We start from the raw sequence: 22535 nt of genomic DNA, 5'->3' as shown, positions 1-22535 counted from the left end.
GATCAACTACCTTCCGGTAAACCGAACGGCGATGATCTTCTGAAGACTCCAGCGAGCGCCCACACAAATTATCTGATTATCTATTTTAAAGAGCGTCTGACGTGTCGGTCGACTTACTTAGTAAGCTAAGTGGCAAACTCTTGTTTGCGTCGTTGTCCGTGTCAGTGGGTGCGTATAATACATTCTGAAAAAATTAGCGCAAGCACTTTTTAACACTTTCTTAGTTTTTTTTGAAAAGACGTTTTAGCACTGGAAATTGCTCCCAACGCATCACTAATAGAGGAACCAAAAATACCGAAAACCAAAGTGCCGTCGAAACATCACTTTTCACCTGCCACCATAGATGCGCAATAACCGCTAAAGCAGCAAGGTAGATAAAGCGATGCAATTTTTTCCAATCTTTCCCTAGGCGTCGCATCATTTTCTTGGTACTGGTAATCGCCAATAAAAAGAAGATCACAAGCGCCAGCACACCAGCGTAAATATAAGGCTTCTCGATAAGATCCGAGCTAATCCAAGACCAACTTAATCCCGCAAACAGCACCAGATAAATAACTAGGTGCAACAGTGAATAAAAGAAAGCGGTCAATCCCACAAATCGACGATAACGAGATAACACCTTCAGCGCTTTTATTCTTGCCAGTGGCGTTAAAGCCAAAACAGAGACAACAGCCACCCCAGCCCAAGAGCCACTTAATGGCATCAGTAACTTTCCGGGGTCAGGAAAGTAGCGCCCCATAAACAAGGAAGCCAGCATCCAAAAAAACGGCAAAGTAAACACAATGGCGACAATAGGCTTTTCTTTTCGATCCCAGAAAGTAGACACGCTAAAAGAACCTCTTCAAATCCATTCCAGAATACAGATCAGCGACCTCATCCTGATAGCCATTGAACATTTGTGTATCGATCACATTAGGGAATAATAAGCCGCCAGGTAAACGACGCTCTTGACCTTGAGACCAACGAGGGTGATCTACATTAGGGTTCACGTTTGCGTAAAAACCATACTCACTGGGTGCTAATGAACTCCATGTGGTTAATGGCATGCTTTCAACAAAGCGAATTTTAACAATCGATTTAATTCCTTTAAATCCGTATTTCCAGGGCAGAACCAATCTTACCGGCGCCCCATTTTGGTTAGGCAAAATACTTCCATACATGCCGACGGTGAACATCGCTAAGGAATTCATCGCTTCATCGATTCTTAACCCCTCGCGATACGGCCAGTCTAAACTCCCGCCATTTTGTCCTGGCATTTGTTTAGGGTCATAAAGGGTTTCAAAATACACATACTTGGCTTTTGATGTCGGTTTAAAGCGCTTCAGAACGTCTGAAAGTGACACTCCAACCCAAGGGATAACCATCGACCACGCCTCCACACAACGGTGTCGATAAATCCGCTCTTCCAGTGCAGAGGTTTTGATGATGTCGTCTAGATCAAAGGTACCTGTATTTTCAGCTTCGCCTTCTACTGTAATGGTCCAAGGTCGAGTATTAAAGTTCCCCGCTCGCTCAGCAGGGTCCCCTTTTCCATAACCAAATTCATAAAAGTTATTGTAGGTTGTGGCAACATCATAAGGCGCAGGTGTCTCACTTTTACCGTATGAGGTTTGGATAATCTGACCAAAGGCTTCTTTAAGGGGCGCGGGAGGACGTAGAGAGTTCCCACCTTGTAACGCAGCAAATACATTACTGGCACTCACACCTAGCGCAATACCGCCTGAGGCTTTCATAAATTGACGGCGGTTTAGATAAATGGATTCAGGGGTGACTTCTGCTTCAGAACAATCAGAACGTTTTTTATTTTTAATCAACATCGCTAGGCTCCTCTAATAATCAAAAATAGACTCTCCTCCTTTGGACTAGTTCCTAAAAATGCAAAAAGGCCCAGTTTGTTGCACAAACTGGGCCTTTAGATACAAAGATTAAAAACTAGCGAAACCGTTCAGACACGACACCAAGTAGGCCCCAAAGGCCATACAGACAAAAGACGCCCATCAGAACAATGGCTGGCTCTAAAGCAACAAAGACTAAAACCAGCACAGCAATAAGCAATACAACAAAAGGCACGCGTCCTTTTACATCCAAATCTTTAAAGCTGCGGAATTTGACATTACTTACCATCAACAATCCAGTAATCGGAACCAAGAGCGCCATCACGGTCGCGAGGCTTTCTCCTGACACTCCGCTGTCATTGGCGGCCCAAATAACACTTGCCACAATGGCCGCCGCAGCAGGGCTTGGTAATCCGGTAAAGTAACGTTTATCTTCGATGCCGATCATGGTATTAAAGCGCGCTAATCGTAACGCCGCGCCTACGGCATAAATGAAAGCCGCAATCCAACCGACTTTGCCTAATGGCGCCAAGGCCCAAGTAAAAGCCACCAGCGCAGGGGCAATACCAAAAGAGACCATGTCAGCAAGCGAGTCGTATTCCGCACCAAACGCACTTTGCGTTCGAGTTAAGCGAGCCACTCGCCCGTCTAGCCCGTCAAACACCATCGAAATAAAGATCGCTACAGCGGCATGGGTAAAATCACCGTTCATTGCCGCAATAATAGAATAGAAACCAGAAAACAAAGCCGCCGTTGTAAACAGATTAGGCAGCAAGTACACACCTCGGTGTGGTTGCTTTTGCTCACTGTCTACTGTGTCGTCCATTTCCCCTTCAGCCCCTTCTATAGGACTTTTTTCCGTTTCTTCTACGGGCATGTCGAATACCTTTTCAATCTTTTTCTTCATTATAGTAACTTTGCGAATGAACGTTTCGCAGCCTCAATAGTAAAATCAATGTCTTCTTCTGTGTGTGCTTGAGAGATAAAGCCCGCCTCAAACGCCGCTGGGGCAAAATATACCCCTTCTTCCAACATATGATGGAAAAAAGCCCCAAAACGCTCAACATCACATTTTTGCACATCCGCAAAGCGCGTCACTTTCTCTGCGTCCGTAAAGAAGAAGCCAAACATGCCACCTTCATTGACCACACAAAAAGGAATACCGACCTCATCCGCCGCCGCTTTTAAGCCAGAAACTAAACGATTGGCTTTTTCGCCTAGCGTCTGATGAAAACCTGGCTCACTGATTTTATTTAATACCGCAAGACCTGCCACCATAGCAACTGGATTACCCGACAAGGTTCCCGCTTGATAGACTGGGCCTAAAGGAGAAATGTGCGACATAATTTCTCGTTTGCCACCAAAAGCACCAACAGGCATACCTGCCCCTATGATTTTTCCTAGCGTGGTTAAATCTGGCGTAATAGAAAAGCGTTCTTGAGCACCACCTAGCGCCACTCGAAAGCCAGTCATTACCTCATCAAAAATAAGCACAGCCCCTGATTCATCACACACTTCTCGAAGCGTTTCCAAGAATCCTGTAACCGGTGGAACACAGTTCATATTGCCAGCAATCGGCTCAACAATAATACAAGCAATTTGATCCCCCAACTCGGCAAAACACTGCTTCACTTCTTCAATATCATTGTATTGCAAAGTTAAAGTATGTTGTGCCAGATCAGCAGGGACACCTGGAGAATTAGGCACGCCCAACGTCAATGCACCTGAGCCTGCTTTTACTAACAGGGAGTCTGAATGGCCATGATAGCAACCTTCAAACTTGACAATTTTATCACGTCCAGTGTAACCACGAGCCAGTCGAATCGCACTCATAGTGGCTTCAGTACCAGAGTTCACCATGCGAACCATGTCCATCGAAGGAACCAACTCACAGACTTTTTCTGCCATGGTGATTTCGACTTCTGTTGGTGCACCAAAGCTTAAGCCTAAATCCAATTGCTCACGTACGGCGTCTAATACATCAGGATGAGAATGACCAAGAATCATCGGCCCCCAAGACCCAACATAGTCGATATAGCGTTTTTTATCTTCATCAAAAAGGTAAGCGCCCTTTCCTTGATGGAAAAATACCGGAGTCCCGCCGACACCATTAAATGCTCTTACTGGGGAGTTTACGCCACCAGGAATACGGTGTTGTGCTCTTGCGTACAAATCTTCTGAACGACTCATAATATATCTCGACTCTACAAATCAAAGTTAAAAAGGCTTAACAATCACTAAAATAACAATAGCGATGAGTATGATGACTGGGAATTCGTTAAACCAACGATAAAAAACATGCCCTCGGGTATTTTGGCCTGCTGCGAACTTTTTCAACAAACGTCCACAGGCATGATGGTAACCTAATAAAATAATAACCAAGGTGATTTTGGCATGAAACCAAGCCGCGCTTAGATAATAAGACGGACTGTATGAGACTAACCAAATACCAAAAACTACGGTGGCTATCGCGGCTGGCGTCATAATGCCCCGATAAAGCTTTCTTTCCATAATTTTAAAACGATCAATGCTCGCCTGATCCGTGCTGCTTGCATGATAAACAAACAACCTAGGAAGATAAAAAAGTGCGGCAAACCAACACACCAAAGAAATCACGTGGAACGCCTTTATCCACAACATAGTTAATTATCCTTCAATAAAAATTGATCTAACTGCCGACGAGATACTAAACACATTTTATCTCCTTGCTTAATTTCTACCAATACATCCGCTCGACCCGAAGTCTGAAACCAAGAGAGCATTTTCTCTAAAGAAGTGGGCTCAGGAATGACCATTGATGGGGTGTAGTCTAACGCTTTTGTTAAATCCATTAAAATACGATCATCATCAACAACCAAAAATGGAGGAGGCCCAAAATGAATCGATTGCAACGCACTCAACACGGCTTCTCGACGCGCCAACATCCACTTACCGTCCGACTCAAAAGCCACGTAGTCTACCACACTTGAGCCAAGATCTTTTAGTCGTTCTATGGACTCATGAGCCGGCAGCACCACCACAGGCTCGGCAACCGAGGTGACTGTATGGTGTCGTAAATAACGGCGAAAAGGACTCACAGATGAAGATAAGCCGACGTATTCTAAGCGCTGCACAAACGCAGAGTCCTGCCGAAACAAGAGCCGCATGATCAAACACGATAAGACAATAACCAGCATCGCAGGAACAATGACTTCTGATGTATGAGTCATTTCAATCATGGCAATCAATGCCGTGAGAGGCGCTTGAAAACAAGCCGCCATCATAGCGGCCATGCCTAATAAAATGAACAAGGCCATTTCATGATTATGGGACAGCACACTATCAAACAAAAAAGCCACCTGCGCACCAGCTAGCCCACCAATCACAAAAGTAGGGCCAATCATGCCGCCGGGAATCCCCAATCCAATTGACACAGAAGTAAGCAGCGTTTTCACGACTATGATAACCAACAAAGAGCTAACAAGGACCTGACCAGACAGTAAAGAAAGCAGTGAGTCGTACCCTCCACCTAACGCCTCTGGTAAATAAATAGCCACAATGGAAGTGACCAATGCAACCAAAGAAAAACGCCACCAAACAGACACTTTTCCGATTCGCCACAAGATTTTTTGCACTTTCAAAAAAAGAAAGGCCAATATCACTATAAAGCCAACCAGAGCAAGACAAGCAAGAAAAAAGTCAGGAGTGAACTGCGCCGTAGACAAATGATCAATATCAAAGATTTCAATGCTGCCAAGTAAATATTCACTCACCAGCATACCAACAACCGAAGACAACAAAACCGGCAACGCCATGCCCATACGGTATTCAATAAAAATCACTTCAAAAGCAAACAAAACGCCTGCTACAGGGGTTTGAAACGCGGCAGCAATGGCGCCTGCAACACCGCAAGCGACTAACGTCTCAACGCCGTATTGAGGCAAACGGCCTTTTTGCGCAAGATAACTGCCAAAGGTCGCCCCCAAATGAACCGCTGGCCCCTCTTTACCAACAGACAAGCCCCCGATCAAGCTAATTGCCACGGTAAAAAATTGCACGACGGCATTTAACACCGGAAGAATGCCTTGATGATAATTCAACCGCTCTACAACATAGGGAACCCCTACACTGCGAAGTTTAGAGGGAAGCAAGGTAAAAATAACCGCTAATATAAAGCAGGCAACAATAGGAATGACCGCGCGCAATTCAATCGGCAGACTCTCGAACGCCTCGCTACCGCCAGCCATAAACAAATGACTGAGCGACATGATAAGCCAATACAGCAGTGCCATGACTAACGCACTGAGCAAGCCGCACACCGCGCCCAATAAAGACAGCACCAATAAGTCATCATTTGAGCGCCGTTGCTGTCGCCATTTTTCTTTTAAATTGAATTCACTCAGAGCAGACCTCCCTATCGACAGAGTAAAACTTAAATGCGTTTAGAAGAACGTGTGATTCATAACTCAAACACGCTCAAGGCGAGACGACAAGCACATGTGTGTGACCACTTTAGCCACATTTGGCCACTGATCCATTTCACTACGGATTTCATTTAACCGAGTCATACTCGGCGCTTCTACCAATAACATTAAATCCACATCGCCGCTAATAGAGTGTGCCAGTTTAACCTCCGCTAATGCATCGATATAAGGCTGGATAAGCTCACACGACAACGGCCGAAAAGTGATCGAGAAATACGCGCTGACGGCTAACGCAGAACCGTAATTAATGTGCGCATGATATCCCGTAATATAGCCTTTTTCTTCCATACGTTTGATGCGATCGGTCACGGCAGAGCGAGACAGGTTAATCTGTCTGCCAATGTCTGACACTGACTGTCGAGCATCTTCCACCAGCAAGGCTATTATTCTTTTATCGTATTTATCTAACTGCATTTTGTCTTCTCAATGGCACCGCAACCCTACAAGCTGTCACTTAAAAGCTGCAAATTGACGGTCTTAAACCTCATTATGCTAGGTCTATATCCCAGCTATATGGCGTATTCTATGCCACATTCATTTACATTGTCAGGATTAACTCAATGCAATATCAGCGCACTTTGGGGCCTTTGCAAGGCATAGCAATGACAGTCACCACTTTTGTTGGTACTGGCTTAATGCTGCTGCCCGCTTTATCCGTCAGTCAGGCTAACGGTTTCGCGCTTTATGCCTGGCTAATTACCACCGCCATTGTGTTGCCTGTGGCGTTTGTTTTCGCTCTGTTAGGCAGTCGTTTCCCTTCTGCCGGCGGAGCGTCTCATTACATTGGTCGTGCGTTCGGAAAGAAAGCAGAGAAAGCCGTCGGCTGGCTTTTCTTAAGCATTTTGTTTGTAGGCCCTGCGGTGGCAATCAACATTGCCGCGGCTTATCTAGCCGTGGCGCTTAACCTTCAACAAGACAGCGTTTTCATACTAAGCATCATAACTGTCTTTACCACTGCCCTGTATGCTTTGGCCGGAATAAAAAACTCCTCACGATTTCAAGCCATGGTCGTCGTTGCTTTAATTACTGTGGTGGTGCTTCTATCCTGGAAAGGCGATTTACTCGGCGCAACTCACACCATAGAGACACCACTATCGTGGTCACAATGGCAAACGGCATCCTTGGCGATTGGTACTATTTTTTGGTGTTTTATCGGTATTGAAGTCATGGCTCATATGGGGGCTGAATTCAAAAATCCAGCACGAGATTTCCCCATTGCCTTACTTGGCGGCATGCTCATTGTTATTGCCCTGTATCTCGCCTTGGTTCTATTAATTACTCAGCACCACACCTATGGCGATGAAATTACGAATAGCCAATCACTGGCTTTATTGGTCGGACAAATTTTTGGAGAGCCTTCTAAAAAGCTGTTTGCCATTGGCGCTTTCATCATCGCTTTCGCCAACACTGGCATGTATTTATTAGGTTTCGCTCGCATGGTGCAATCCATGTCATCCCAAGGAGCACTGCCGCGCGCTTTTTCGTATTTGTCAAAACAAGGGACGCCGGTTTACGCTGTCTATTTGGTGACGGGGTTAACGCTCGCGTCCATTCTTTTGAGCTATTTCTCTGAATGGTCTCTGCATTGGTTTATAGAGATGACCAACGGGGCCTTTTTGCTTATCTACACACTCACTTGCATCACCTCATTAAAACTTCTACCTAGCCATCAGAAATGGTTAGGCTTTATGGCGTCTACAACCTGTTTACTGATGACGTATTTTGTTGGCGTCAGTATGCTCTTTGCCTTGTCTATTTTTGCTATTGCAATGTATTTTGAATATTACAAAGGCAGGAAAAACCTCATGCTAGACCATGAAATTCATGTACAATGACGCCATTAAATTCATGCATAAAAGGCGCTAACGGCTTTTATCTGTAAAGGAGACAAGAGATGCCACTATTAGACAGTTTTCGAGTTGACCATACCCGCATGGACGCACCAGCCGTTCGTGTTGCGAAATCCATGGCTACCCCTAAAGGCGATACAATTACCGTATTTGACCTTCGTTTCTGTGTTCCTAACGAAGAGATTTTATCTGAAAAGGGCATTCATACTTTAGAGCATTTGTTCGCGGGCTTTATGCGCAACCATTTGAACAGCGACAACGTAGAAGTCATTGATATTTCTCCAATGGGCTGTCGTACTGGTTTTTACATGAGCCTAGTGGGCCAACCTTCTGAAGAAGTGGTTGCGGCGTCTTGGAAAGCGGCGATGGAAGATGTGCTAACCGTAAAAGCAAAAGCCGACATTCCTGAGCTAAACGAATACCAGTGCGGTACCTACGAAATGCACTCTTTAGAAGAAGCTCAAGAGATTGCCAAAATGATTCTAGACCGTGACGTGAAAGTAAACTCTAACGAAGAGCTTTACCTTAGCGAAGAGTTCTTAAAAGAACACAGCTAATCTTAAGCGAGCGGATTATTAGTCTAAAAAACGGAGCATCATGCTCCGTTTTTTTATCTTTGATTAGATTCGAGACGCTGTTGCCAAAAAAGCACTCGCTAAAACAAACACACTACCCATGCCTCGATTCATATTTCGCAAGCCTTTTGGACTCCGAATCAAACGACGAATCTGCTTGCCACTCATCGCATAAACATACGCCGCGATAAATTCGGTACAACAAAAGGTCACTCCCATCCAAAAAAACTGCTCAGGCACGGATTTACTCAAATCTAACAGCTGTGGGAAAATCGCGGTAAACAGCAAAATCGCTTTAGGATTGCTAATCGCCACTAAGAATTCTTGACGCATTCTCGCTTGGTGACCTCGCTTTGCCTTGGTGCCATTTTCAGTCTCGTGTTCTTCTAAAACAACCGCGGCGCTACGCCATGTTTTGATACCAACATAAAACAAATACGCGACACCAACCCATTTCACCACGCTAAACCAAAAAGCAGAGGACACTATAACGGCGCCCAACCCTAGTGCGGACACCAGCATCAAAATACTGAACGCTAGGTTTCGCCCCACCACGGCAATCACCGCTTTTCTGGCTCCCACCTGAATACCATTATGCATCGCTGTAAAGTTATTGGGACCTGGCCCTAAAGACAGCAACATCAACAAAGGCGCCATGGTCAACCACACACTAAATGTCATAACAATCGAACCTACACAAGTCAGCAAAAAAATCGTCAGTGACGATTTAATAATAAGAAAAAAGGCGCTCGACTGTACTCTGTAAATGGTTTGCTGTCAGCTGCGAAAAAGGCGTTTTCAACGGAAAAAAGTGCACAGAGCAAGGTTCTTTCTCATGTCCTGCGAAAAGACGTTATTTGATGAAGGGAACGCAAAAAAAACACACCTAAACGCTACCGGTTAGCAAAACAAAGCCAACCTTATCTTTTGCTTTGGAATCCAAAGCGAAAGCGCAAAAGAACCCTTTTTTTCCACTGTTGGCAAATGAGTCCGCCCCGTACTATTGCCTGACTTAACTGCGCAGCTTTGACAAGTACGTTATTACACAAAACCATCAGAGGATTATTATGTCTATTGCCCATCTTTTTTTATGGTCCACGGCCGCCATTTGGGGCTTTGCCTTTGTAGCCCAAAGTGTGGCGATGGATTCTATCGGCCCACACAGTTTTAATGCGGCACGATTTCTCTTAGCGACGCTGTCGCTGTTGCCTTTACTGCTCATCTTCAAGCCCAAAAAAAGCCAACACGCTAAGCAATTATGGTTAGGGGGAATCGCTGGGGGGTGTTGTCTTTTCCTCGGCTCAACGTTCCAACAAGTAGGCTTACAATATACAACGGCAGGAAATGCAGGCTTTATTACCAGCATGTACATTGTACTGGTGCCTATTGCTGGCATTCTACTCGGTCATAAAACCGAATCTAATCTTTGGGTAGGGGTTGTGTTGGCGATTATTGGTCTCTATTGCCTAACGGTTGGGCCTAACTTCAGTATCAACAAAGGCGATGCTATCGAATTGGTTGGCACCTTTTTCTGGACCGCTCACGTGCTGATTATCGCCTATTTATCCCGTTATGTATCCGCACTGCCTTTATCAATAGTGCAGTTTATGGTCGCGACTCTATTTGCCTGCCTCACAGCATTAACACTAGAAAGCCCTACATTAAAAGGGTTTGAACTTGCTTGGTGGCCATTAATTTATACTGGCGTAGCATCATCAGGCATTGCCTTCACACTGCAAACGTTAGGGCAAAAAAATGTCTCACCAAGCGTAAGTGCATTGATTCTGTCCACGGAAGGTGTTTTTTCTGTGATAGGTGGATGGATGCTGATGGGAGAAACACTGTCGACTCGCGCGCTCATTGGGTGTGGCTTCATTCTAATCGGTATCATAGTTAGCCAGTGGCCAAGAAGCCCCAAAGAAACGGTTGTCGTCGTACCTTAATATTCTTCTGAAATAACCATTTTCTCAATATTAACAGGCATTTCTCGCAACACAGGCGACGCTAAAATCATCATGGTGTTGGTATCACTAAACTCAATGAGACGCTCCAGCAATTCATCCAATAAGGACATGGAGCGTACAGCGACTCTTAGTACAAAAGCGTAAGGCCCTGTGACATTATGGCAAGAGATCACTTCATCAAGATTGAGTATTAGCGCTTTAAACTCACGCTCTTTGGTTCGATAAACATGACAAGCCACCAGCGCCGTGATCGGAATACCCACTTTTTCTAAATTGATTTTGGCACCATAGCCGGTGATCACCCCAGACTCTTCAAGCTTACGAACCCGTTCGGCAACAGCAGGGGCAGAAAGATGAACCAGCTTCCCCAACTCGGCGTAGGTGAGACGGGCATTGCTTTCTAACGCTTTGAGCAACTTCCAATTTGTCTTGTCCACAATTCCCCCGTCGTTTTATTAAGGTTTTATGTAGTTGGCAAATTTACTCACGGCACCAACCACTTCTTTAGCCCCTTTTTGAATGTCTATGATAACCTCGCCCGCCTCGCCTGCTAACGCCAACCCTCGCTCAGCTTGCTGACGGCCACTTTCCACCATGCCCACGGCATTTTTTGCTAATTCTTGATTGCGCAGCACAACGTCTACAATTTCTTCCGTTGCTTTTGTTGTTCTTGAAGCAAGCAACCTAACTTCATCTGCAACGACGGCAAAACCTCGCCCGTATTCACCGGCCCTCGCGGCTTCAATAGCGGCATTGAGTGCCAGCAAGTTTGTTTGATCAGCAATATCACCGATACTTTTAATAATATTACCTACTTTTTCAGACTGCTCATCAAGATCTGAAATGCCTTGTGAGACCGAGGTCATTTGATCAGCTAACTCCTGCATAACAGAAACCGTCTCTTTGATAATACGACTACCGTTAATGGCTGTTTCATCCGTCACTTTTGAGGTTTCATAAGCCAATTTGGCGGCATGACCAATCGACAACTCTTGATTTACTTGATCGGTTACAACTGAGGCAAATTTTACCACTTTATAAAACTGACCATGTGCATTTGAAATCGGATTATAGGACGCTTCTAACCACACAGTTTCACCGCGACTATCAAGACGCTGAAAACGCCCTGCAACAAACTCGCCACGCTTCAGTTTTTCCCAAAAGGCTTGATAGTCTTCTGAGTCCGCATCTTCTTGTAAGCAGAAAATACGGTGGTGTTTCCCCTTAAGCTGCTCTTTCGTATACCCCATCGATTTAAGAAATTTATCATTAGCGGTAATAAAGAGCCCCTCTAAATCAAATTCAACCACGGCGGTAGAGCGTTGCAATGCTTTAATCAGGTTCTCATGCTCAATCGATGATTCTATTGTACGCGTCAGGTTGTTGGCGTGAACGGAAATGTAATCGATACTCCCATCCAGCATTTTGACAGGCTGTATGATGGCTCTAAGCCACGCATTGCTACTATTTTCTCTAGCGACTTGAAGCGCCCCAGACCAATGCTTTCCCGCCGCTATCGAGTCTTTCATTAATGCAAAGTGAGTCGTATCTCTTAAATCTTCTGGGACAAGGTCGACCATTTTCTTTCCCAAAACAGTCTCTTCTTTCAAACCAAGTTCATCCAAAAACAGCGAATTAACCTTGATCACTTCACCTGAGGCGGATAACGTCAGGCTTAGCATTTCTCGATCCAAGCGGTCTCGCACTTGGCGAAGTGATAACACTTCTTGTTGTAAAAGGTCGTTCTCTCGTTGAGCCTTCTTCCGTCCAAACATCATCCCTGTCCTTTAGCCGCTAACCTACTTCGAAATAGTCTATATAAAACCACTGCTATAAACTTACAATTTAATTCACAAAAAGATAACACCAAATGCGCAGCTCATACGGGTGCTTTTTAAGCCATCTCCATTAGTTATTGTTATAACTCAATAAACTGCCAATATACTAAGTCACTTAATTTCCCACAATCACAACGAATAGCACAACTATTTATTCTCGTTTTCTAGCCAATTATTCACCTCATTGATGACAGTTTGAGTTCGATTTCGCACGTACTTTTTGTGATTCAAGCTCAAATAAAGAGATTCTTTCACCGGTTTTTCAAGCTCACTTGTACAAATCAACGATTGTTTAGCAAACGCACTCACCGCATGGGAAGGCAATACAGTAAACCCCAGCCCTCGACTAACGGGTTCAAGAATTAAGCCAATTTGATTAGAGAAGCCTTTTTTCTCGAACATATTCATGTTTTGAAATTCAGTAAAGTTCTGACTTAAAAGTAAGCTAGCATGATGTGTGCCATCTGGATGATCAATAAAGCCAAGCTCAAGTAACCCCTGCCAATGTGGATCAGGCAAAGAGGCGGGAGTCACTAATAGCAAGGCTTCACTGGATATCAATTGACAGTCCACCTCTTTCAACGTCGAGCGACGAGACATTATCCCAAAGTCAATTTTTCGCTCGGCCAACGCTTGCTCAACATCAGAATTAGGAGCAAACCGATAATCTATTATCAAACGAGGAAACGCCTGTTGCAGCGTCAATAAATGAGGGTACAGCTTAAGACCAATGCTGCCTGGCGACATGATCCGAACGACGCCTGCAAATGTTGCGTCTTCTCTGATTTTAGAATCAAGATCAGACAGGTTTGCAATGATCTGGTGCGCTTCGTCATAAAGCCTTTCTCCAGCATCGGTCAAAGAAAACTGCTTTCCTTCTCGCATTAGCAAAAGCGTGTCGAAGTGCTCTTCTAATTTTCGTATATGTTGACTCACCCCAGATTGAGTCATATGCAGCTTCTCTGCAGTGCGAGTGAAATGCCCTCGTTCCACGAGAGTGCAGAAGGTTCTTAACCAAGTGGGATTGATCATTACAAAATTTTCTCATATTTATAATTTTTAATAATTTTATATGATTTAAAGAAGCCTGTAACCTGCTATTAAATTCACTAACAGGAGAAAAAGAATGGCGAATGCGTACCCTAGAAGCTTTTCACATATTGGTATCTCGGTCCCAGATTTAGAGAAAGCCGTCGCATTTTATACAGACGTATTAGGCTGGTATGAAATCATGAAACCAACAGAAATCGTCGAAGACGACAGCCCTATTGGTGAAATGTGTACAGATGTCTTTGGGGCTAAGTGGGGAAGTTTCCGCATCGCTCACCTTTCCACTGGCGATCGTATTGGTGTCGAGTTATTCCAATTCAAACATCAGGAAAACCCTGAAAATAATTTCGAATACTGGAAGACTGGTATTTTCCATTTTTGTGTACAAGATCCAAACCTTGAAGAGCTAGCAGAGAAAATTGTTGCCGCAGGTGGGAAAAAACGCATGAAAGAGCCGCGCTATTACTACCCAGGGGAAAAGCCATACCGCATGATCTATATGGAAGACCCTTTCGGAAACATTCTTGAAATCTACAGCCACAGTTACGAGCTAACTTACGGCGCTGGCGCCTACTAAGCTTAAGCGAGTAAGCGTTCAACAACACCTAAGGGTGCGCTTTACTTTATAGCAAAGGGCACCTTTTTTAACCGCTCTTATGCGGGCTCATTTAGCCCGATGATCGCTTCTTCAATTTTAAGACGATATTCTTCTGGCAGTGCTACGGCTTCTTTTCGCGCCTGAGAAAAGCAAACATAGGTAACTTGGGCTTCGGCGACAAGCGCCTGGGTCTTCCTGTTCACAATATTTTGCTGCATGCTAATGCTTCGATTGCCCAACTTTGAAAAGGCCGTTTGAACTTCTAACACATCCCCAAAACTCGCTTCTTTTTTAAAGTTAATATTGATATTCACCACGACCCAAGCAATGCCTTGCGCCATCATGTCTGTGCCGACACCAAAGTCCTCAAAAAATGCCCAACGCCCTTCTTCAAGGAATTCAAGGTAACGCGCATTATTCACATGTTGAAAAATATCTAGGTGGTAGCCTCTTACTTTTATCTGAACCTTATTTATCATGATTGTCTTCCTGTTGATCATCCATGCTCAAAATCCTACTGGGGCAAAGGTAAGAAAAAAATAACAAAATCGCTCGACTTTACTGGCATCGACTTGCTCAACAATCTGCATAAACGCCACTCAACCGCATCGCTTTGTGCACTAGATCTCCCCACTTGGGAACCTTCTTAAATCGATGACTCTTAGCAACAAAAAAGCTATCCGACGGACGGTAGCACGGATAAAAACATAAAAATCAGACATAAAAAAAGTGGCCCTGAGGCCACCTTTTTTAATATAAGAAATGCTTATTCACCTTGTTCTCTGTCGCCTTTACCGTGGTGCATTTTCTCATCGCATTTTTGCTGATGCTTTTCATTAAGAGTCATCAGTTTTTCTTTTTGTGCTGGGGTTAAAATGCTCAGCATCTTGAACTGCTGCTCTAGCATGTGTACTTGACGCTCAACACGGTTATTTTGACCTTCTTTGACCATGGCTTCAGCTTTAGACTGATCAAATTTATCGGCCATTAATAGCCCATTAATGCGTTTTTCGTGCTCATCCCTTTTCGCTTTTCTATCGGCACGATCCGCTTGTCGAAGTGCTTTCATTTGCTGTTTCTGAGCATCGGTTAAATCCAAACGTTTTATCACTTTAGGGTTTAATATTGGCCCAGCTTGGCAACGTTCCATAGATGGACGCTGATTGTCTTTCCCACCACCAGCGAAGGCGCCAGCAGAACCTAAAGCAATCGGTAACACGACAGTAGCAAGCATTAATTTTTTAATCATTTTCATCATTTTATTCCTCTCTCAAAATATAGGGTCGCCATGACTATTCATAACGAAGTGGCGATGAGGTATAGAATAAAACCTGCTAGGTAAACTGACGTCTATCGAAGGTAAATTATCGTAAAGGCACAGCGCCTATTGTGATTTCACAGTAAAATAACGTTCTGTTCTTGCGGATTGTTAGGACGCGCTTTACTAAGTACTTTTTTGTTAAGGACATTGAATGGCACATATTCTCTTAATCGATGACGATACTGAACTAACCGACTTGCTGAAAGAAGTATTAATACTCGAAAACTTCACCGTATCCACGGCTCAAGATGGTGAAGCAGGACTTGAAGCAATGAATGACAGCGTCGACTTAATTTTATTAGACGTTATGATGCCAAAACTAAACGGCATTGAAACGCTAAAACAGCTACGCGAAACGTGGGAAGTTCCAGTACTGATGCTTACCGCCAAAGGGGATGAGATCGATCGAGTAATTGGCCTTGAACTGGGCGCGGATGATTATCTTCCTAAACCATTTAGCGAACGTGAACTCTTGGCTAGAATTCGCGCCATCCTCCGACGCGCTCAACACATCAAAGAGAAAAAAGACAGTAAAGTGGACAAACGACAAGAACATATCTCCTACCAAGATATTCAACTCTACCCAGGGAAGCTTGAGGCTTATTGCAATCAGCAACTACTGGATTTAACCAGTACAGAATTTGCACTTCTTCACCACTTTTTACTTCACCCAGGCGAAATCATCACCAAAGAAGTACTTAGCTTAGATGTTCTAGGTAAACGCTTAGCCGCTTTCGATCGAGCCATAGACATGCATGTTTCTAATCTACGTAAAAAGCTTCCTGATAGCTCGAACAAAAAACCACGCATCAAAACGCTGCGCGGCCGGGGCTATTTACTAGTGGAAGAAGAATGATGCGCCTGCCAAATATAACCAGCTTATACGGTAGAATCTTCGCAATTTTTTGGTTCACTATGTTTCTAGTCTTAGTGGCAGTACTCGCTCTGCAACACTTAGATCCTCGTAAAGCAAAAGATATCCCTAGAGACAAATACAAAGAATTGCTCGATACAAGCATTCGAATAGAGCAACAATTTTCGCTCGATACAAAAATATCAGTGATTACCAAGGATTTAGTCAGCAGATACAACACCTTTCAAAAGGATGACTTCGCACCGCGTCAACCTGACGAAGACGTAAAAGCAGAGTTCGAAGATCGCCCTAAGAAAAAAGGAGCATGGGATTTCAAAGAATCGTCCCCACCTATGTTTTTCATCGTCAATGACAAAGGGGATATTCTGACTCGATATCGAGCCCCGCATTTTACTTATCGAGCGATTCGTAACTTTATCACCTCAGTGGATACGCCAGACACACCAAAACAACGCTTATATGGCCGTTTTATGGTGTCCGGGCCTCTTCCAATCACACTTGCAGGTTCTCAGTATCAGTTGTACGTAGGCGAAAGGTGGAACCGCCCTCCTAGCTTCTTATTTCAATTGTTTGACCATCCATTTCAGCTGTTGCTTGCGGTAATGCTGGTGAGCACCCCTTTATTACTTTGGCTTTCTTGGGCCCTAAGTCAACCGGCTCGTCGATTGGAAAAAGCCGCTCAATGTGTTGCCAGAGGGGAATTTAAAACAGACCCGACTCTGGAGAAAGGCTCGTCTGAATTTCGTCAGGCTGGGGCCAGCTTTAATCAAATGGTTGAAGCCATAAACCAAATGATTTCACGACAACAGCGTCTCTTATCTGACATTTCTCATGAGTTAAGGTCGCCCCTAACTCGTCTCAGAATGGCTCAAGCCCTAGCGGTTAGAAAGCAGGGAGAAAGCCAAGAATTGACTCGCATTGATACCGAAGCACAGCGGCTTGAACAGATGATTGGTAAACTGCTGGAACTGTCTCACATGCAAGTAGACAGCCATATAAATCGAGAGAGCTTAGCGCTACCACTTCTTTGGGAAGGGTTACTAGAAGACACCCAATTTGAAGCCGAACAGATGGGGAAACGCCTGACGTTCACTGATATCCCTCAACGAAATATTCACGCCCACCCACAACTTATTGTGAGTGCTTTGGAAAACATTATTCGAAATGCCATCTACTATGGAAAAGATACCATCCAGGTATCCATGGAAGCGAAATCAGATCAATTGATTATTCGAGTAGAAGACAATGGAGAAGGCGTTCCAGAAGAAGAACTGAGCGCTATTTTTAGGCCTTTTTATCGAGTATCGACAGCCAGAGACCGCCATTCTGGTGGCACAGGATTAGGACTTTCCATTACAGAAAGCGCTATCCGACAACATAATGGCAGTATCCAAGCGTCTCGCAGCCCTCTTGGCGGGTTACTGGTTGAGATTCATTTGCCGTTAGATTGAATGATCGATTGACTGAATGATCGATTGACTGAATGTCCGGCCATCTACAAATGTAAAAACCTCATTTGCTTTTATATGCGTTTGAAAATAGCCGTGATCAGCATAATACTGATAACCATTTTTCAAAACTTTTTTGTTCCACCACTGCTTGATGGTCTTTCCAACGCGAGATTTGCTGCGTAAATCGTGCATAGAATCAAACGACACAACTTTCTCTTTCTGCATGTCTAATTCCAACTGATAACTGTAGCAAGAGAACTGACCAAATAATGAGGTGGCACTAAACCAAGGCGGTAAAGCTGTTCTGGCATGTTCAGGTCCATAAGGGAATTTCTTAATTTTACGCAGATGATTCACATACATTAACACTCTCTCAGGGACATGCTCCCCTTGCTCAATAGCAAGTGCTAAGGCATGAGCCGACATAACATGCTCCGGATGAGGGTCGACTTCAGGCTCAGTAATCAGAACGGTTGTTGGCTTAATATGCTCTAATAAATAGACCAAATCATCAATTAGCGATTGCCCTGAGCTTATGTCGGTCGCATCACTAGGGAGAGAAAGAGGGTTCCATTTTCGACTAATCGCAGGCGTCAAAGCGGGAAAATGCGAATCTTTTTGCTCTTCATTTGGCGAGTTATATAGCCCATCTTTGGTTAACCCAAAATACCCTAAAGAGGATAGCCTTTCCAGTTTCACTCCAGCTAACAAGGGCGTTGTCATACTGTTCCAAGCGCGGATGTTAGCCTTGCGCGACACCGCATCCTGCATACTATCATCTAGATTCGAGATATATTGTCGCTCTAGCTTTTGTACATTTTGCCCTGCATTGATTGTCGTAATCCACACTTGTTCGGAATGCTGGTGATAAAAACCGTAGGCAGCAAGCTCTGCATCATCAGCGTGAGGCGCGACAATTAAAATAGGGCCATCTGAAAAATCTGGTTTTTTAAACCCTAATATTTTAGCTTCTGTCGGTAATTGGCAGTTTTCACTGGATAAGATTAACGGGCCAGAACGCGGTGTCTCTTCCAAAAAACCACTTAGATTAAGATACCTTGTACCTTTCTCGCCAGCTTCAAAAAACTGTAAATGGTCCATTGACTGGCTCGCACAGTCCCCAAAATGCATCTTAATGCATCCTTGCTTTTTCTTATTCGTGGATTGGTATGAGAAGGACAGTAACCAGGTAAATTCATTTGGATCTAAAGCCAAAAAACCACTTTTATCCACTAAGTTTAACGCCCTTATATCACCTTTCTCTGACGCATTACTTTTAGTTAAGAGAACATTACTTTGCCAATCTGGTTGCAAAGCATACTGATAATCTCGTTTATTCATAAAAATTCTATCTGTTGAGTCAATCCATTAAACGTGTATTAAGGACAGAGGTTAGGTTAAATAAGCATCACGATATTTTCTAACAATATACTCTTCATCAAATTGTTCTAGTGCTTTAGCAACATCGGCTTTTAGCTCAGGAACCTTTGCTTGCTCTAAGGCTAATATCATTTTCTGGGCTAATGACTCTGGCGTTTGCTCTGCTAAAAAATCTCTTAGTTTACCGACCATGATATCTCCAACGCCACCTGGACAATTGGTCGCCACGACACTAGTACCACAAGCAAGCGCTTCAATCAGCACCATTCCTAGCCCTTCACTTTTTGAACTTAAAACAAAAAGATCTGCCTGTTTATACCAAGGAAAAGGGTTGTTTTGTTGCCCTTTCAAAAACACGCAGTCCTCCAAACCCAAGGCTTTTATCTTGTTTTTTATCGTATCTTTTTCTCTTCCTTCTCCAACAATCACTAGGTCCTGCTTGAGCCCATAATGTTGACGAGCAAAACAATAAGCATCGATCAGCAAAGGAAAATTCTTACCTGGGACTAACCGTCCTAACCCCAAAATATAAGGTTTTGCATGGTAGGCGACATCGGGCATTAAGTTCACGGACTCACGGAAAATATGTTCATAATCATTTGGGTTACTAATCGTCAAAACACTTTCACAAGAAATATTAAAGGATTCAATCAAGTCCATAAAAGACAGCTTAGCACCTTCAGATACACAGACCATGCGTCGATTTGAAAACAATAAAGAGTAAATACGTTTGGAGTGTTTTCCAAAGTGCTTCTTGTTTTGAGTGCTCTCGCAAACAAACACAAAACGCTTATCTTTCAATGGCCAAACGTGGCTAAAGGTACCATGGCCGCGAAATACGATAAGATCAAAACGACCAGATTTTTTTTCTACTTTTTTTAATTTATAAGCAAAAACCAATGCCTCTGCATAAGCAAAAAGCACGGCGAAAGACTTGCGAAAGGCGACATTGGATAATCGGCAAAGAATCATCCACAAAAAGCCTATGCCGCTCAGTAAAACCCATTTCTGTAAATTAAATAAGTGCAACTGCACTTCTGGGTTACTTGGTTTAATCTCAACTTGACGGTTTTTCAAATAAATAAGGTGGGTGTCATGCCCTTGCTTAGTAAACGCATCAGATAGACTACAGGCAACTCTTTCCATGCCTCCCATTTTTAATGAATTCACTACAACCGCAATTCTCATCTCGTACCCTAAGACATAGCCAGCCACCCTGATGGATAAGCATAAAACTAAATTAAATGAATAAAGCTCCCTATTCAGTAGTAAACACTAAAGACAGCTCGAACTAATCTTCTAGTTTAACCCGTTATAGAACGGATATCTAACAATCTAGAAAGCTAAGAACAAGAGATAGATCAACGAAAAAGATGAGTGTCTTAAGCAGAAAATGATGGCTGATATCTATTCATACACAATCACAATAGAACTTGTTCTGTGTATGAATAGACAGGAATAAGACATTGTCTAAACAGCGGAAAATCCCCCCACTGTTAGCATAATGGCTAGTTTGTTACTAAACCGTCGAGTGTGGTCGAGCGTTTCTTAATAACAATAAAACTGCAGATCAACATAATGCCTGTGACCCCAATGGTGGCAAAGGTTTCAGGTCGATACTCTGGTGAGAAGCACATGTAACCTAGAACCACCAAAATCACCGCAATTGTTGCCCATGTTAAGCCTGGAAACAGCCACATTTTGAAGTCTGGAGAGTCTCCTTGCTTTTCCATTGCCGTGCGCATTCTTAATTGTGAGACAGCAATAACGAGATACACCACAAGCGCAATCGCGCCGGTTGTCGACAATAAGAAACCAAACACTTCCCCCGGAAACACATAGCTTGCAAAACACCCAACGAAACCCGCGATGGTCGAAGCAATAACCGCCAAACGCGGCACACCTCTAGGTGACAGTTTTTTAGCGATAGCCGGCGCATCGCCACGACGCGCCAGTGAATAAAACATACGAGAAGCCGTGTATAAACCGGAGTTCATGCAACTGCATACGGCGGTCAAGACAACAATGTCTACCAGTAATTTTGCGTGAGGGACATTTAGTGCGGTTAATACAAACTGAAAAGAGCCTTGCTTAAGAGCCGGGTCATTCCATGCGACCAAAGACACTACGATAAAAATAGACAGCAGATAAAACAAAGCTATACGGTAAATAACAAGTTTTGTTGCCTGACGAATTTTAGCTTGTGGGTTTTCTGATTCGGCGGCGGCGATCGTAACAATTTCAGCCCCAAAGAAAGAAAAGATAGTCACCAACACACCAGCTAATACGGCGCCAAAACCATTTGGCATGAAACCGCCATGGGAATACAAGCTGGCGACGCCGCTCACATTCGCCAAAGGCCAAAAGCCAAAGATGGCCAATCCGCCAGCAATAATAAACGCAATAATGGCCACCACTTTAATCAGTGCAAACCAGAATTCGAATTCACCAAAGCTTTTCACGTCCCACAAATTAGATAACGTCAACACCACCATAATGCCAATGGCAAATTCCCATGAGGCAATACCTTGAAACCAAGCGTGAAGAATATTCGCCCCGGCAATGGCTTCAACTGGAATCACGAGCACCCAAAACCACCAATAAAGCCAACCAATAGTAAAACCAGCCCATGGCCCGATAGCACGAGCCGCATAAGTAGAAAAAGAGCCAGAGTCAGGATTAGAAACCGCCATCTCACCCAGCATTCGCATTACCAGTAGCACCAACAAGCCGGTTAATGCATAAGAAATAATAATAGCAGGACCGGTTGTCGCAATGGCATTAGCAGAGCCGACAAACAGCCCAGCACCAATTATTCCTGCGATTGAGATCATCGAAACCTGTCGATTCGTTAGGCCTGCCCCTAACTGTTCACTTGTCGTGTTACTACCCATGGTCAACTTCCCCATTACTCGAACTCATTTTTTTTATAAAAAGGTGAACTTATTGATACGACGGTGTCTCACATTAGTAACATTGCACTTTCTATGTCGTTGATACAAAAGATATAAAAGCGAACAAGGTAAAGGTCTTGCTGACCATGTTGCGAGACAGATCTGCTTAGTCGTAACAATATCGCGACGAATAATTACAGCAATATTTATGACACCTCAAGCAAGCCGCTCACCGTTGCTGACATAGCGTCATTACATAATCCTAAATCCTGACAAAATCCTCACCATTGATCTTTGAGAACACCCTATTCACTGCGCAGGACGTCGTTATTTGCATCAACGCATACAAAGTCGTTACATATTTAATAAGAATGACCAGATAGAAAATTAAAAAATAGATATGAAACATAGAGTTATGAAAATAACTCTGTCATAAAACTGA

Annotated in this window: 22 protein-coding genes; 6 read left to right on the top strand and 16 right to left on the bottom strand. The window is 43.8% G+C overall.

Features of this window, described 5'->3' with window-relative positions:
* Positions 1–220: 220 nt before the first annotated feature.
* From E0D71_RS16730 to E0D71_RS16700, 7 genes are all read right to left on the bottom strand, one after another.
* Positions 221–826, bottom strand: a complete 606-nt coding sequence (locus E0D71_RS16730; protein ID WP_243712074.1) for a protein-methionine-sulfoxide reductase heme-binding subunit MsrQ — start codon at positions 824–826, stop codon at positions 221–223.
* A gap of 1 nt (position 827) precedes the next feature.
* Complete coding sequence (msrP, locus tag E0D71_RS16725) at positions 828–1817, bottom strand: protein-methionine-sulfoxide reductase catalytic subunit MsrP (RefSeq protein WP_133004459.1); 990 nt, start codon at positions 1815–1817, stop codon at positions 828–830.
* Between the two features lie 115 nt (positions 1818–1932).
* Positions 1933–2712 (bottom strand): CDP-diacylglycerol--serine O-phosphatidyltransferase, encoded by a 780-nt coding sequence (pssA, locus tag E0D71_RS16720; protein ID WP_133004465.1) that lies wholly within the window; start codon positions 2710–2712, stop codon positions 1933–1935.
* Positions 2713–2741: 29 nt separating this feature from the next.
* A complete protein-coding gene (gene hemL, locus E0D71_RS16715; protein ID WP_133004458.1) occupies positions 2742–4025 on the bottom strand; it encodes a glutamate-1-semialdehyde 2,1-aminomutase in 1284 nt (427 codons plus the stop codon).
* A 27-nt stretch (positions 4026–4052) separates the two neighbouring features.
* Positions 4053–4475 (bottom strand): protoporphyrinogen oxidase HemJ, encoded by a 423-nt coding sequence (gene hemJ / locus E0D71_RS16710; RefSeq protein WP_133004457.1) that lies wholly within the window; start codon positions 4473–4475, stop codon positions 4053–4055.
* 2 nt (positions 4476–4477) lie between these two features.
* On the bottom strand, positions 4478–6154 hold the full coding sequence (locus E0D71_RS16705; RefSeq protein WP_243712072.1) for a chloride channel protein: 1677 nt from the start codon (positions 6152–6154) through the stop codon (positions 4478–4480).
* A gap of 126 nt (positions 6155–6280) precedes the next feature.
* The gene (locus E0D71_RS16700; RefSeq protein WP_133004455.1) at positions 6281–6712 is read right to left on the bottom strand and encodes an Lrp/AsnC family transcriptional regulator; all 432 of its coding nucleotides are present in this window, start codon (positions 6710–6712) and stop codon (positions 6281–6283) included.
* Between the two features lie 146 nt (positions 6713–6858).
* On the opposite strand from E0D71_RS16700, the gene yjeH reads away from it, so the two are divergent.
* Positions 6859–8133, top strand: a complete 1275-nt coding sequence (yjeH, locus tag E0D71_RS16695; RefSeq protein WP_133004454.1) for an L-methionine/branched-chain amino acid transporter — start codon at positions 6859–6861, stop codon at positions 8131–8133.
* Positions 8134–8192: 59 nt separating this feature from the next.
* On the top strand, positions 8193–8705 hold the full coding sequence (luxS, locus tag E0D71_RS16690; protein ID WP_133004453.1) for an S-ribosylhomocysteine lyase: 513 nt from the start codon (positions 8193–8195) through the stop codon (positions 8703–8705).
* 63 nt (positions 8706–8768) lie between these two features.
* On the opposite strand, the gene E0D71_RS16685 is transcribed toward luxS, so the two are convergent.
* Positions 8769–9404, bottom strand: coding sequence for a LysE family translocator (locus tag E0D71_RS16685; protein WP_133004452.1), 636 nt, complete (start codon positions 9402–9404; stop codon positions 8769–8771).
* A gap of 386 nt (positions 9405–9790) precedes the next feature.
* On the opposite strand from E0D71_RS16685, the gene E0D71_RS16680 reads away from it, so the two are divergent.
* Positions 9791–10666 (top strand): DMT family transporter, encoded by an 876-nt coding sequence (locus tag E0D71_RS16680; protein ID WP_133004451.1) that lies wholly within the window; start codon positions 9791–9793, stop codon positions 10664–10666.
* Here the strand turns inward: E0D71_RS16680 and E0D71_RS16675 are convergent.
* From E0D71_RS16675 to E0D71_RS16665, 3 genes are all read right to left on the bottom strand, one after another.
* Complete coding sequence (locus E0D71_RS16675) at positions 10663–11124, bottom strand: Lrp/AsnC family transcriptional regulator (RefSeq protein ID WP_133004450.1); 462 nt, start codon at positions 11122–11124, stop codon at positions 10663–10665. The genes E0D71_RS16680 and E0D71_RS16675 overlap by 4 nt on opposite strands.
* A gap of 18 nt (positions 11125–11142) precedes the next feature.
* Complete coding sequence (locus E0D71_RS16670) at positions 11143–12465, bottom strand: PAS domain-containing methyl-accepting chemotaxis protein (RefSeq protein WP_133004449.1); 1323 nt, start codon at positions 12463–12465, stop codon at positions 11143–11145.
* A gap of 207 nt (positions 12466–12672) precedes the next feature.
* Complete coding sequence (locus E0D71_RS16665) at positions 12673–13557, bottom strand: LysR family transcriptional regulator (protein WP_133004448.1); 885 nt, start codon at positions 13555–13557, stop codon at positions 12673–12675.
* A 94-nt stretch (positions 13558–13651) separates the two neighbouring features.
* Between E0D71_RS16665 and E0D71_RS16660 the strand changes: the two genes are divergently transcribed.
* On the top strand, positions 13652–14152 hold the full coding sequence (locus E0D71_RS16660; RefSeq protein ID WP_133004447.1) for a lactoylglutathione lyase family protein: 501 nt from the start codon (positions 13652–13654) through the stop codon (positions 14150–14152).
* 77 nt (positions 14153–14229) lie between these two features.
* Here the strand turns inward: E0D71_RS16660 and E0D71_RS16655 are convergent, their stop codons facing one another.
* Positions 14230–14652: a thioesterase family protein gene (locus tag E0D71_RS16655; protein ID WP_133004446.1), complete on the bottom strand. Its 423-nt coding sequence runs from the start codon at positions 14650–14652 to the stop codon at positions 14230–14232.
* Positions 14653–14939: 287 nt separating this feature from the next.
* Positions 14940–15428, bottom strand: a complete 489-nt coding sequence (locus tag E0D71_RS16650; RefSeq protein ID WP_133004464.1) for a Spy/CpxP family protein refolding chaperone — start codon at positions 15426–15428, stop codon at positions 14940–14942.
* Positions 15429–15645: 217 nt separating this feature from the next.
* Here E0D71_RS16650 and E0D71_RS16645 point away from each other — a divergent pair, with 217 nt between their 5' ends.
* Together E0D71_RS16645 and cpxA are read left to right on the top strand one after the other, a co-directional pair.
* The gene (locus E0D71_RS16645) at positions 15646–16350 is read left to right on the top strand and encodes a response regulator (protein WP_133004445.1); all 705 of its coding nucleotides are present in this window, start codon (positions 15646–15648) and stop codon (positions 16348–16350) included.
* On the top strand, positions 16347–17819 hold the full coding sequence (gene cpxA / locus E0D71_RS16640) for an envelope stress sensor histidine kinase CpxA (RefSeq protein WP_347876371.1): 1473 nt from the start codon (positions 16347–16349) through the stop codon (positions 17817–17819). Before E0D71_RS16645 ends, cpxA begins: the two co-directional genes overlap by 4 nt.
* On the opposite strand, the gene E0D71_RS16635 is transcribed toward cpxA, so the two are convergent.
* The 3 genes from E0D71_RS16635 to E0D71_RS16625 all read right to left on the bottom strand — a co-directional run bounded on the left by E0D71_RS16635 (position 17811) and on the right by E0D71_RS16625 (position 22093).
* Positions 17811–19160, bottom strand: a complete 1350-nt coding sequence (locus tag E0D71_RS16635) for a PIG-L family deacetylase (RefSeq protein WP_133004444.1) — start codon at positions 19158–19160, stop codon at positions 17811–17813. The two genes, cpxA and E0D71_RS16635, sit on opposite strands and share 9 nt — an antisense overlap.
* 51 nt (positions 19161–19211) lie before the next feature.
* A complete protein-coding gene (locus E0D71_RS16630; protein WP_133004443.1) occupies positions 19212–20387 on the bottom strand; it encodes a glycosyltransferase in 1176 nt (391 codons plus the stop codon).
* A gap of 320 nt (positions 20388–20707) precedes the next feature.
* A complete protein-coding gene (locus E0D71_RS16625) occupies positions 20708–22093 on the bottom strand; it encodes an amino acid permease (protein WP_133004462.1) in 1386 nt (461 codons plus the stop codon).
* Positions 22094–22535 lie beyond the last annotated feature (442 nt).

Source organism: Marinomonas sp. KMM3893, assembly GCF_004352855.1.
GTDB lineage: Bacteria > Pseudomonadota > Gammaproteobacteria > Pseudomonadales > Marinomonadaceae > Marinomonas > Marinomonas arenicola.
This window is presented reverse-complemented; position numbering and strand designations above follow the sequence as displayed.

Bases quoted from the DNA above. Each gene is read 5' to 3' on its own strand.
- E0D71_RS16635 (WP_133004444.1), bottom strand. From the start codon at position 19,160: ATGAATAAACGAGATTATCAGTATGCTTTGCAACCAGATTGGCAAAGT.
- luxS (WP_133004453.1), top strand. From the start codon at position 8,193: ATGCCACTATTAGACAGTTTTCGAGTTGACCATACCCGCATGGACGCA.
- E0D71_RS16680 (WP_133004451.1), top strand. From the start codon at position 9,791: ATGTCTATTGCCCATCTTTTTTTATGGTCCACGGCCGCCATTTGGGGC.
- E0D71_RS16645 (WP_133004445.1), top strand. From the start codon at position 15,646: ATGGCACATATTCTCTTAATCGATGACGATACTGAACTAACCGACTTG.
- E0D71_RS16650 (WP_133004464.1), bottom strand. From the start codon at position 15,428: ATGAAAATGATTAAAAAATTAATGCTTGCTACTGTCGTGTTACCGATT.
- E0D71_RS16655 (WP_133004446.1), bottom strand. From the start codon at position 14,652: ATGATAAATAAGGTTCAGATAAAAGTAAGAGGCTACCACCTAGATATT.
- pssA (WP_133004465.1), bottom strand. From the start codon at position 2,712: ATGCCCGTAGAAGAAACGGAAAAAAGTCCTATAGAAGGGGCTGAAGGG.
- E0D71_RS16685 (WP_133004452.1), bottom strand. From the start codon at position 9,404: ATGACATTTAGTGTGTGGTTGACCATGGCGCCTTTGTTGATGTTGCTG.
- cpxA (WP_347876371.1), top strand. From the start codon at position 16,347: ATGATGCGCCTGCCAAATATAACCAGCTTATACGGTAGAATCTTCGCA.
- E0D71_RS16700 (WP_133004455.1), bottom strand. From the start codon at position 6,712: ATGCAGTTAGATAAATACGATAAAAGAATAATAGCCTTGCTGGTGGAA.
- E0D71_RS16625 (WP_133004462.1), bottom strand. From the start codon at position 22,093: ATGGGTAGTAACACGACAAGTGAACAGTTAGGGGCAGGCCTAACGAAT.
- E0D71_RS16670 (WP_133004449.1), bottom strand. From the start codon at position 12,465: ATGATGTTTGGACGGAAGAAGGCTCAACGAGAGAACGACCTTTTACAA.
- E0D71_RS16630 (WP_133004443.1), bottom strand. From the start codon at position 20,387: ATGAGAATTGCGGTTGTAGTGAATTCATTAAAAATGGGAGGCATGGAA.
- E0D71_RS16665 (WP_133004448.1), bottom strand. From the start codon at position 13,557: ATGATCAATCCCACTTGGTTAAGAACCTTCTGCACTCTCGTGGAACGA.
- E0D71_RS16660 (WP_133004447.1), top strand. From the start codon at position 13,652: ATGGCGAATGCGTACCCTAGAAGCTTTTCACATATTGGTATCTCGGTC.
- hemL (WP_133004458.1), bottom strand. From the start codon at position 4,025: ATGAGTCGTTCAGAAGATTTGTACGCAAGAGCACAACACCGTATTCCT.
- hemJ (WP_133004457.1), bottom strand. From the start codon at position 4,475: ATGTTGTGGATAAAGGCGTTCCACGTGATTTCTTTGGTGTGTTGGTTT.
- msrP (WP_133004459.1), bottom strand. From the start codon at position 1,817: ATGTTGATTAAAAATAAAAAACGTTCTGATTGTTCTGAAGCAGAAGTC.
- yjeH (WP_133004454.1), top strand. From the start codon at position 6,859: ATGCAATATCAGCGCACTTTGGGGCCTTTGCAAGGCATAGCAATGACA.